This window comes from Roseofilum halophilum BLCC-M91 (assembly GCF_030068445.1).
GTDB lineage: Bacteria > Cyanobacteriota > Cyanobacteriia > Cyanobacteriales > Desertifilaceae > Roseofilum > Roseofilum halophilum.
On the sequence record NZ_JAQPOK010000059.1, the window covers coordinates 23,393 to 34,110 of the forward strand.

Sequence of the window (10,718 nt, forward strand, 5' to 3'; positions counted from 1 at the left end):
CATTTTAAGCGCGATCGCCTAGAGAGAGTAAGATGGGAGGTGATTCCCGAAGGGATCGCGGAGCGAATCAGGTTTATGAAACTTAATGTACCCCATAGCAGAGGAAACTGCTGTAACTTTTCTCCACCAGGAACGCCAGCTATCCAATTAATAAGTCTTCTTCAGAGTAGCGAATAACTTTGGGTTTAGTATTTTTATAAAATGAAGCAATCAGTAACAAAATACCAACCCTACCGATATACATAATTAAAATAATAACCAACTTAGCAAACTGAGATAAACTCGCGGTAATCCCTGTGGATAAACCCACGGTGCTAAAGGCGGAAACAACCTCAAAAAATATGGCTAAAAATTCGATATTTTCAGAACCAATGCTGACTAGGATTGTGCCGCAAATAATCACAAATAGGGACGCAATAATCACCCCTACAGCCTTAATGAGTAAAACATTGGGAATTTGTCGTTTATAACACAACACTTGCTCGCGCTCTTGTAGAGCCGCTCTGGTGGCACTGAGTAAGATTCTAAAGGTGGTGGTTTTAATGCCTCCTCCGGTACTGCCTGGACTTGCGCCAATGAACATCAGGGGAATAGTAATAAATAAGGAAGTAATAGTCATCTGACCAATATCAATGGTATTAAATCCCGCCGTTCTAGTAGTCACAGATTGGAACCAAGCGGCTAAAAATTTTTCCCATACGTTCAAGGATTCTAAGGTGGCTGGGTTATAAAACTCAGTTTGAAATAAAGCGAGCGCCCCAATCAGAAACAGAGCTATATTGGTGCTGGTGGTAATCTTAAAGTGCAAGGAAAACGTAAACCCTTGGTTGCGCTTAATCACGCGCCGATAAAACCAAGTATAGAGTTCCATGATCACTTGATAGCCAATGCCGCCAATAATAATTAGGGCAGTAATTACAGCGACTAATGGGGTAGATGTGACATAGGAGGAAAGACTATCACTAAAGAGGCTGAATCCGGCGTTATTGAAAGCGCTAACGCTGTGAAAAATGGCTAACCATAAGCCTTGGCTATCCCCATAATCGGGTTGAAAGACTTGCATTAAACAGAAAATACCGGTAATCTCAAATATTAAGGTTACGGCAATAATCGATCGCACCAACTGACCCACCCCTTCCATCCCTTGGGTATCCAGGGACTGCTGAATGGCGAGTTTATCCCTGAGTCCCAATTGTCGCCCTAACAACAGCAGTAAAAACGTGGTTGCAGTCATGTAGCCTAATCCTCCGACTTGGAAGAGTAAGCATAAAAAGAGTTGTCCCCAAAAGGAATAGAATGTCCCCACATCGACGATGGATAATCCGGTGACGCAGACGGAGGAGGTAGCGGTAAATAGGGCCTTCATTATGTAATCAAGGGGCCCCTCAATGGTGGCAAATCCTTCTGGGGTAAGGGCGAAGGGTAGCATTAGTAACAGTGTACCGATCGCAATGACGGCTAAGAAACCAAGACAAATGGTACGCGCGACACTCATATATCAATTAAAAATTATATATTAACGGTTTTTGCGACCCGATCGCCTCCTAGCACTGCACCAGATTAACAGTTTTACGCCACCCCAGGCTAATGCCGCACAGAGAAAGCTTACCAGAAGGGCGATGATAAAGGGATGAGGGCGATCGCAACGTTTTAGAAACCGGGTTTCTCGCGGATCTGTGGTTGGTGTCCGCAAGTTGGGCAGAAACTATCGTATTTTCCTACTTCTAACCGCAATGGATCGTCAGTAATATCAAGTCCGTTTGTTTCGGACTGCGTCCGACATGAACATGTCCGCGAAGCGGAAATACCATAATTAAAAATGTAGGGAGCAAGATGCTCCCACTCCAGTAATATCAATCGATTGAGGGATCGTCCTTCCAAGCGTTCAATGAATTCAATCACTTGATGCTGTTGTTCGGGGGGAAGTTCTCGGATTTTGGCGATCGCCATTTCTAGGGTAAGCATCATCAGAGTTAACCGGGGGCGTTTTGGCGCTGTTTAATGTCCTCTAAACTCCCGGTGGGAATGGCTGCAATCAGTTGGCGGGTGTATTCTTGGCTGGGATAGTTGTAAATTTGCTCGGAGGGGCCAATTTCTTCTACTTTACCGCGATTCATGACCATGATGCGATCGCTCATAAACTTGACTACGCTTAAGTCATGGGAAATGAAAATGTAGGTTAGCTTAAACTCCTCTTGCAGTTCTTTAAACAGGTTCAACACCTGAGCTTGTACCGATACATCCAACGCAGACACGGACTCATCACAAATAATAAACTTAGGATTCAACGCCAGAGCGCGGGCAATACAGACCCTTTGGCGCTGTCCTCCAGAAAACTCGTGGGGATAGCGACTCATCCAATTGGGATCGAGGCCAACTCTATCTAGAAGATAACTCACGCGGTCGCGTCGTTTAGACCCAGATTCCAACTCCTGATGAATCACCAACGGCTCCATGACTGCATCCCCAATGGACATCCTCGGATCTAAAGAGCTATAGGGGTCTTGAAATACAATCTGCATTTGTCGGCGAAAGTAGCGCAAAGCCTTAGTGCTTAAAGATTGCAGTTGTTCGCCTTCAAAGGCCATCATCCCACCCATGGAGGGAACCAACTGTAAGAGCGATCGCGCTAGGGTGGTTTTGCCACAACCGGATTCTCCGACTAAGCCTAATGTTTCTCCCGGATAGACTTCAAAGGATACCCCATTCACGGCCATGGTATAGCGTTGGGTTTGTCCCCAGATGCCTTTCCTGGGAAACCCCACTTTCAGGTCTTTGACTACCATTAGGGGGGATTGTTCATAGAGCTTTTCTAGGCGCTGCTGGACTTCTTGGGGATTGATTTCGGTAACTTTTATTCCCTTTTCTGTGGATTCTTGTTCCAGAAAATCAGCCACGGTGGGCAAGTATTTTAAGCGTAAATCAGGTCGGGGGCGACAGGCTAAAAGTCCTTGGGTGTAGGGATGTTGGGGGCGGGCAAAAATATCGAGAACGGAGCCAGATTCGACGATTTGCCCTTGATACATGACTGCCACATGGTCAGCAATTTCCGCAATTACGCCTAAGTCATGGGTGATAAAAATCAGGGACATGCCCCTAGCTTTTTGCAAGTCCCGCAGGAGATTCAGGATCGTGGCTTGCACGGTAACATCTAAGGCTGTGGTGGGTTCATCGGCAATTAATAGGGTAGGGTTGCAAGAAATGGCCATGGCAATCATCACCCGTTGCAGTTGGCCGCCGGAGAGTTCATGGGGATAGCGATCGAGGATAGCTTGTTTGTGGCGATTGATTGCAGATTGCAGTTGGCGATCGCCGGGTGGCTCCGGAAATTCACTGACCATTTGTGGTTCTAAAATTTCATCCTTGGGCAACAATTGCACCTCTTGCAACAGGGCGATCGCCTGTCGTCTGGCTTCTGAAAGAGAAATCGATTGATGAAATCGTAGGGCTTCCACCAATTGAAACCCAATCGTATACACCGGATTTAAGGAACTCATGGGTTCCTGAAAAATCATCGAGATTTGGCTTCCCCGATACCGTTGCATCTGTTTTGGGGAAAGATCCCGTAAATTCAGGCGATCGCCCTCCGGAGGATGAAACCAAATCTCACCACTGGCAATATTTCCCGGAGGTTGGGGAACCAGATCCATAATCGCCAGGGAAGTCACCGATTTTCCTGAGCCTGATTCTCCCACAATGCCTAGGGTTTGTCCTCGCTTAACCGAGAAAGTTATCCGATCGACCGCTTGAATCACTTTCTCATCCGTTTGGAATTGAACAGTGAGGTTACAAACATCTAAAACCGAGTCATTCATGGAGATGGGGCTGCAATGAGGGTGATTTTCGGGCAAAACCGTAAATTTACTGGAAAATACAGGTATTTTACCAAAATCCCTAGGGATTAGCTGGGATTTATTGCCCGTTGATTGGCGGCGATCGCCTCTGCATAGCGACCTAATTTTTGTAATGCGACCCCTTTATTAATCCAAGCATCCTGAAAATCCGGTTGCAGATCGGTTGCTCGACTCCAACTTTCTAGAGCATCTTCCCATCGATTTAAGGCCGCTAAGACAATGCCTCGATTAAACCAGGTTTGTACATCCTCCGGTTGCAGTGCCAGGGTTTGGTCAAAACAACTGAGGGCTTCTTCAAATCGATTGAGTTTGACCCCTAGAACGATGCCCTTATTATGCCAAGTTTCGAGATCTTTGGGATTTAATTCTATTGCTCTGTCCCAACTGGCGATCGCCTGTTCATACTCTTCGAGATCAAACCATACATTACCGCGATTCGCCCAAGCTAGATCGGCCTTGGGGTTTAATTCTAAGGCATGGTCATAGGCGGCGATCGCCTCTTCATGGCGGCCCAAGTTCATCAGCGCATTCCCCCGATTAATGGCCGCGCGATAATGATTGGGGTCAAGTTCCAGGGTGCGATCGAAGGCTTCTAAGGCCTTTTGATCCGCTTCATCGAGTAATTGTTTACCGCGATCGAACCAAAATTGAGGATTATCCTCATCTGAAGAAATTTTAGGACTGGCGGGTTGTAACTGTTCCCCAATTGCTTTAGCCACTGCTCCCAATTCACCACAACCCACCTCCCCTAACCGGATCAGACGCTGTGCCAATTCTTCATTGGGTTCTGAACGTTGGGTGACTTTTTGGCCAAAGCGTTTTAACCAAGCGATCCATTGCTCTTCTGAATGCTCCTGTTGTAAGCTTTCCCACTCTTTCAGGACTTGGCTTTTCCCCCGATCCACACCCTCTAGAAAGGACATAAACCGCATTTCATAGTCCGTATCTGTGGGCCAAGTCGTAGCGGTATCGGCGAAAGAGCTAGGAGAGGATGACCATAAACCCTTAAACCATTGCCAAAGTTGATTCAACCAGCGCCGAAGTTTTCTGAACATCTCCCCATCCTCTTGTCATTTTACTGTTCCATTTTAAAGTTGGTTGGGGTCGATGCCGAGTTCTTGCAGTTTGGCGAATGCGCGATCGCGCTCTTGTTGAATGCGATCGCGCTCCTCCATCACCTCCTCTGGGTCTTGGAACGGTTCCCCATTCGGATAAAATACCGCTAAATCCTCCCCCAACCACTCAAAACGGATTTGTAACAAGGGCGAACTCCAGGGTAAATTCAGAGGCGTAATAAACCTAAACTCTTCCCCTTCACTCCCCCGTACAAATCCCCAAAAATCACGGGATTCTGGGTCATAAAAAAACATCTCCAGCACCCCATATTTTTGATAAAACCTTTGTTTTGCCATCATTTCATTACGGGAATTACTGGGGGATAAAATCTCAAACACCACTTGAGGAGCAATATTATCTTCCTCCCATTGTTTATAGCTTTTGCGATCGCCCCCAGGTCGGCCAAAAACCACCATCGCATCCGGAGCTTGCACGGGAACCGGAGGAGCTTCCACCTGGACGGGATACCAGAATAAATCCCCAGCCACAAAAACATTTTGGTTAGCAAATAAACGCCTTAAATTGCTCACCAAGCGAACAATCCAGCGATATTGAACCGTATTTTCAGCCATAGGTAATCCATCGGTTTCTGGATAGAGAGTGTGGGGGGTAGGGGGAGTTTGAACCATGGGATTCGGAGTCTCAGTTATGGAAGATACAGCAGTTTTCTTGCTCTATGGGGTATTCAGTCTAATTCCGATCATCGGCTGATTTAATGAAAAAATCCTAAGTCAATTGCGATCGCTAAATTGCTCCAGTAACTCTTGCCGAGACTTTTGCAACATCAAGGAAAACACTTCTTCAGTCGGCAAAGCGACCAGTTTGGGTACAATCTCCTCTAATTCAGAGTCAATGGTCTGAAAACGCAACCTCATCAAGTTTTCCACCGTTTTTCGGCGCTCTTGTTCAATACCTTGTTCAATACCTTGTTGTAAAACCGTTTTTCTCGCCTGTTCCAGTAATTCTCGGTATAAAGGTGATGCTTCTAGTACCGACATATCCCACCTCAGAATTTGTTTAACTAGATTGGTGTCCAATACAAAATTAGCAAAAAAACCGAGCAACGTCTCGAAGTCTTGCAACTGTCCATCGGCTCTCAAAATTCGCACCGCTTCTTGCACCACGAGTTCTTGGTTACCATCTTTGAGCAAGGGCACAAAGGGAATCAGGGGGCGAATGGGAGGGTTGAGAACCGTTTGCACTTCGATTTCCCAAAGATTGATGACTTTGTATTCTCGTAGTGCCTTCAGACCCCCAAATTCCGATTCGTAACGAGTGGGAATGGGTTGCTTTCCGTCGGGTTTGAGCAGATTGACTAATACCGGGTATACGGGAAGTTGGTATTTCTCTTCGGCGAGGGCGGCATAGGCTTGCATCCGCCTGGGCATTTGAGCGTTGTAGTACAGTTGCAACTCATTGACGACGAGAAATTCTCCCTGTTGGGGAGACCGGACTCTCAATAAAACATCAGTTTGGCGGCTCACCCATTCAAAGCTGGTGGACTCCATACCAATGTACTGGAGGTCAGGCATTTGTGTTACCCATTCTACCCAGCGATCGGGATTCAATCCAATCAAGCGTTTGCTGCCAATATCTGCGGGTTTGGCCATTCTTCTAAATAATTAGTAAATAACTTAAACACCGGTAGAGGAGCTAAAGATCGAGCGATCGCCAGTTCCCTTACCGGTGCTTAGAAAAAAAAGGATTCAGAATTTAGAATAATCCCAAGGTCAGAGATTTATCGATGGGTAAAGCGGCTCCAATTCCTAACCACAGGGTAACCAGGGTTCCCACCATGAAAACCGTAGTCGCAACCGGACGGCGGAACGGATTTTGGAACTTGTTCACATTTTCGATAAAGGGAACTAGGATTAGGCCCAGGGGAATAGAAGCCATCATCAGAACGCCCAACAGTTTGTTGGGAACCGTTCTCAGAATTTGGAATACAGGATAGAAGTACCACTCTGGCAAAATTTCCAGGGGAGTGGCAAAGGGATCGGCAGGTTCGCCGATGAAGGCAGGATCGAGTACCGCTAGGGCAACGATACAGCCGAGAGTTCCCACAATAACTACGGGGAAGGTATACAGCAGGTCATTGGGCCAGGCGGGTTCACCATAGTAATTATGGCCCATACCTTGGGCGAGTTTTTCCCGGAGCTTGGGATCGGATAAAGCGGGTGGCTTTTGAATGGACATGGTTCAATCAATTAATAAATGGGACGATTATATCGAGGTCAAGGGGTTTTAGGGTTGATATAGCTAGTCTAAATGAGTTGTGCAAGAGGAAATGCCCTCTCCCTAAATCCCTCTCCCACGGGAGAGGGACTTTTTCCCCTTCTCCCTTCGACTTCGCTCAGGGCAGCGCCTGCGGGAGAAGGGGTTAGGGGATGAGGGGAAACTATTCACCATTCATTTCTCAGGATCGCTATAGTTATCCCTATTCCCTATTCCCTAGCGTGCTTTACAAGGGGCCAGAGATCCCTTGCTTACGAATCATTAAGAAGTGAGCCAACATGAAGACGGCGATCGACCAAGGAAGGACAAAAATATGGAGGCTATAGAACCGGGTTAGGGTCGCTTGGCCTACACTTTCACCGCCTCGCATCAGTTCAACTACGAGGTCTCCAACCACAGGAACAGCAGCAGGAACACCACTTACGATTTTAACGGCCCAATATCCGACCTGATCCCAAGGTAGAGAATAGCCGGTGACTCCGAAGGTTACGGTGATGACAGCTAGGACAACTCCGGTTACCCAAGTTAGCTCGCGGGGTTTTTTGAAGCCTCCGGTAAGGTACACTCGGAAGATGTGCAGAATCATCATCAGTACCATCATACTGGCAGACCAACGGTGGATGGAGCGGATTAACCATCCAAAGCTGACTTCATTCATGATGTATTGAATGGAGGTGAAGGCTTCAGCTACCGTGGGTTTGTAGTAGAAGGTCATGGCGAATCCCGTGGCAAACTGGATCAGGAAGCACACGAGGGTAATTCCACCGAGACAGTAGAAGATATTAACGTGAGGAGGGACGTATTTACTGGTGATGTCGTCGGAGATGGCTTGGATCTCCAAACGTTCTTGAAACCATTGAAAGGTTTTTGACTCTCTTACCTGCTTGGTAAACATGCGGTTAACGATCCTATGAAAGATTAATGCGCTCTTATAGAAATGTAACATAGCCAAAGTAATGATAAAACAGGTGATGGTAAAGCGATTTTTTTGGGTGGCGTGTTTTCTGGTTCTCTATCTGGCGATCGCCCTAGGGGGTTGGATCTCGCCAGCCTATGCTCTGACTCAAGAACAGAAGCTCTACAATGAGGTGTGGCGCATTGTAAATCGGTCTTATTTGGATGAGACGTTTAATCATCAAAATTGGTGGTTTGTGCGCCAGAAAGCTCTTAAGAAGCCACTCAGGACTCGCGAACAGACCTATGCGGCCATTGACCAAATGCTCAAGACTTTGGGCGATCCGTTTACCCGATTTTTGCCTCCCCAGTCCTATCGCAGCTTGCAGGTGACGACTTCCGGAGAGTTGAGTGGGGTGGGGTTGCAGATTGCCCTAGATCCCCAAACCGGCTTACTGACGGTGATTGCGCCGATCGCCGGATCGCCAGCAGAAATGGCGGGACTTCAGCCGCGCGATCGCATTATGGCCATTGATGGTATTCCCACCCGCGAGTTAACCATTGAAGAGGCCGCCAGTCGGATGCGAGGGCCAACAGGAACGGTGGTCACCTTAACCATTGAACGCGATCGCCAAGAGCAGGAGAGTGTGGAGATTACCCGCGATCATATTACCCTAAATCCGGTGATTGCTGATTTGCGATCGATAGACTCTAAATCTGGCTCAATTCCCATTGGCTATCTGCGCTTAACTCAGTTTAATGCCTATGCTTCCCAAGAACTGGGCCAGGCGATCGCCCGTTTAGAAGAACAAGGAGCCGCAGGCTATATTCTAGATTTACGCAATAATCCAGGGGGCCTGCTCACGGCTGGAATTGAAATTGCTCGCCAATGGATCGATCGCGGTACGATTGTTTATGTGGTTAACCGTCAAGGAGTTTTAGAAAGCTTTGATGCCACTGGATCGGCGCTAACTGACGATCCGCTCGTGGTTTTGGTTAATCATGGAAGCGCCAGTGCCAGTGAAATTCTAGCAGGGGCACTCCAAGATAACGATCGCGCTCAATTACTCGGCGAAACGACCTTTGGGAAGGGCTTAATTCAATCTTTGTTTGATTTATCCGATGGATCTGGGTTAGCCGTAACCATCGCCAAATACGAAACCCCCGATCATCATGATATTAATCAGTTAGGCATTGAACCCGATCGGGTGGTTCCGGCGGAGTCCATCTCCCGCAATCAAATTGCTACCGCTTCCGATGCCCAATATGAAGCGGCTCTAGAACTGCTGGCCGAGCAAACCCAAAGTTAAACCCTCAATCCCAGTTGATCTTGCGTACATAATGAGTACATACACTGAAACGTTTGGGTGCTTGTCCATGGATAAACCAACCCTTTTAGACCTTTATCGAGGAGGACAACGAGATTTTCGCGGTCTAGATTTAGCAGGGATCGATCTCAGTTACACCGACTTAAGCGGCATTGATTTAAGTCAGTGCAATCTGGCCCGGGCCAATCTATTTCATGTTAATTTTTCCCACGCCAATCTCAGCCACTCTAACCTAACCCATGCGGATTTAAGCTGTGCCAATTTGTTTTTAGCCTTGCTCAGTGGCTCAAATTTGACCTTGGCCAATCTGAGTAGCGCCTATTTATTTAATATCAGTCTGGCCCATGCCGATTTAAGTGGGGCCAATTTGATTTTTGCTAATTTAGTGCAAGCGGATTTAAATGGGGCGTGTTTGCTTCAGGCTTCTTTGGCACAGGCGAATTTAAGTGGGTCAAATTTGAGTGGGGCAGATTTAAGTCGGGCAAATATCAGTGGGGCCAATTTAATTAAAGCGGATTTAAGCGACGCAAATTTACATCAGACGAATTTAGGGCGTTCTAATGCAGCCTATGCCATTTTTCGGGGTTCGGATATCAGTGAAACTAATTTAACTGATACCCATTTAGTTCATGCGGAAGGATTAGATCGATCCTTCCATGAACCGACCCGATCCCCTTATCAGTGGCAAGGGTTGGATTTTGGTTCCCAAGCCGAATTAGACATTGCCCAAGCCTTGCACCAACAAAATGTCTTGTTTTATCCCCATGTGCGAACGATTTTAGCAGGACAAGTCGAGCGTCATCCTTATTTTTTGGTCATTGATGGGGGGAAATGTGGGGTTTTGCAAATTGAGCAGGACTCTTGCTATCTGGATCTTAAGCGCGATCGCCTGTTAAATCAATATGGCATCATTCTCATTGACTCCTATGCGACCGAAGAATGCCAAGATAACCCCCACAAAGTTGTCCAAGAATTTCTCCATCGTCTGCGTACCCTCGCTGATGGATTCACAGGGTGAACTATCCCCACTGACCTGACGGTAGAGTGTGGGCTTCCAACTTCACAGAAGTTGGTAAAGATCTCTATTGTGGTCACCTAGGTTCGGAGGTTTGACATCCTCACCGCCCTAGAAGGACGGTGATTCCTAAATCTCACAATTTAGGTTTCTGCTTCAGTGCAACAGCCTCCACCCACTGGTGAGTTTTGGTCTTACGGAAAGCTCCACAGACTATCCCCGCAAGTCCTGCGGTTCTTATGTGTTGAAATCTCAAATGGGAAATTCCAATTTTAA

At 47.0% G+C, this 10,718-nt stretch carries 10 protein-coding genes; 2 read left to right on the forward strand and 8 right to left on the reverse strand.

Annotated elements, in window-relative coordinates:
- Positions 1-139: 139 nt before the first annotated feature.
- From PJF56_RS06950 to petB, 8 genes are all read right to left on the reverse strand, one after another.
- Entirely contained in the window at positions 140-1,495 is a 1,356-nt protein-coding gene (locus PJF56_RS06950; RefSeq protein WP_283761922.1) for a TrkH family potassium uptake protein, read from the reverse strand.
- Positions 1,496-1,650: 155 nt separating this feature from the next.
- On the reverse strand, positions 1,651-1,968 hold the full coding sequence (locus PJF56_RS06955; RefSeq protein WP_283761923.1) for a hypothetical protein: 318 nt from the start codon (positions 1,966-1,968) through the stop codon (positions 1,651-1,653).
- Positions 1,969-1,973: 5 nt separating this feature from the next.
- The gene (locus PJF56_RS06960) at positions 1,974-3,815 is read right to left on the reverse strand and encodes an ABC transporter ATP-binding protein (RefSeq protein ID WP_283761924.1); all 1,842 of its coding nucleotides are present in this window, start codon (positions 3,813-3,815) and stop codon (positions 1,974-1,976) included.
- A gap of 86 nt (positions 3,816-3,901) precedes the next feature.
- Positions 3,902-4,909, reverse strand: coding sequence for a tetratricopeptide repeat protein (locus PJF56_RS06965; RefSeq protein WP_283761925.1), 1,008 nt, complete (start codon positions 4,907-4,909; stop codon positions 3,902-3,904).
- Positions 4,910-4,942: 33 nt separating this feature from the next.
- Positions 4,943-5,599, reverse strand: a complete 657-nt coding sequence (locus tag PJF56_RS06970; RefSeq protein WP_283761926.1) for a Uma2 family endonuclease — start codon at positions 5,597-5,599, stop codon at positions 4,943-4,945.
- Between the two features lie 102 nt (positions 5,600-5,701).
- Positions 5,702-6,580, reverse strand: a complete 879-nt coding sequence (locus PJF56_RS06975; RefSeq protein ID WP_283761927.1) for an RpnC/YadD family protein — start codon at positions 6,578-6,580, stop codon at positions 5,702-5,704.
- Between the two features lie 103 nt (positions 6,581-6,683).
- A complete protein-coding gene (petD, locus tag PJF56_RS06980) occupies positions 6,684-7,166 on the reverse strand; it encodes a cytochrome b6-f complex subunit IV (RefSeq protein ID WP_283761928.1) in 483 nt (160 codons plus the stop codon).
- A gap of 265 nt (positions 7,167-7,431) precedes the next feature.
- On the reverse strand, positions 7,432-8,100 hold the full coding sequence (gene petB / locus PJF56_RS06985; protein WP_283761929.1) for a cytochrome b6: 669 nt from the start codon (positions 8,098-8,100) through the stop codon (positions 7,432-7,434).
- 76 nt (positions 8,101-8,176) lie between these two features.
- Here petB and ctpA point away from each other — a divergent pair, with 76 nt between their 5' ends.
- Together ctpA and PJF56_RS06995 are read left to right on the forward strand one after the other, a co-directional pair.
- Positions 8,177-9,409 carry a carboxyl-terminal processing protease CtpA gene (gene ctpA / locus PJF56_RS06990; RefSeq protein WP_283761930.1) on the forward strand — a complete coding sequence of 411 codons (1,233 nt, stop codon included), beginning with the start codon at positions 8,177-8,179 and terminating at the stop codon, positions 9,407-9,409.
- A gap of 31 nt (positions 9,410-9,440) precedes the next feature.
- A complete protein-coding gene (locus tag PJF56_RS06995; RefSeq protein ID WP_283761931.1) occupies positions 9,441-10,445 on the forward strand; it encodes a pentapeptide repeat-containing protein in 1,005 nt (334 codons plus the stop codon).
- Positions 10,446-10,718: the final 273 nt, after the last annotated feature.

Excerpts from the sequence above, each read along its gene's own strand:
- PJF56_RS06965 (WP_283761925.1), bottom strand. The coding sequence starts at position 4,909 with ATGTTCAGAAAACTTCGGCGCTGGTTGAATCAACTTTGGCAATGGTTT.
- PJF56_RS06955 (WP_283761923.1), bottom strand. The coding sequence starts at position 1,968 with ATGATGCTTACCCTAGAAATGGCGATCGCCAAAATCCGAGAACTTCCC.
- petB (WP_283761929.1), bottom strand. The coding sequence starts at position 8,100 with ATGTTTACCAAGCAGGTAAGAGAGTCAAAAACCTTTCAATGGTTTCAA.
- PJF56_RS06960 (WP_283761924.1), bottom strand. The coding sequence starts at position 3,815 with ATGAATGACTCGGTTTTAGATGTTTGTAACCTCACTGTTCAATTCCAA.
- PJF56_RS06995 (WP_283761931.1), top strand. The coding sequence starts at position 9,441 with ATGAGTACATACACTGAAACGTTTGGGTGCTTGTCCATGGATAAACCA.
- PJF56_RS06950 (WP_283761922.1), bottom strand. The coding sequence starts at position 1,495 with ATGAGTGTCGCGCGTACCATTTGTCTTGGTTTCTTAGCCGTCATTGCG.
- PJF56_RS06970 (WP_283761926.1), bottom strand. The coding sequence starts at position 5,599 with ATGGTTCAAACTCCCCCTACCCCCCACACTCTCTATCCAGAAACCGAT.
- PJF56_RS06975 (WP_283761927.1), bottom strand. The coding sequence starts at position 6,580 with ATGGCCAAACCCGCAGATATTGGCAGCAAACGCTTGATTGGATTGAAT.
- ctpA (WP_283761930.1), top strand. The coding sequence starts at position 8,177 with ATGGTAAAGCGATTTTTTTGGGTGGCGTGTTTTCTGGTTCTCTATCTG.
- petD (WP_283761928.1), bottom strand. The coding sequence starts at position 7,166 with ATGTCCATTCAAAAGCCACCCGCTTTATCCGATCCCAAGCTCCGGGAA.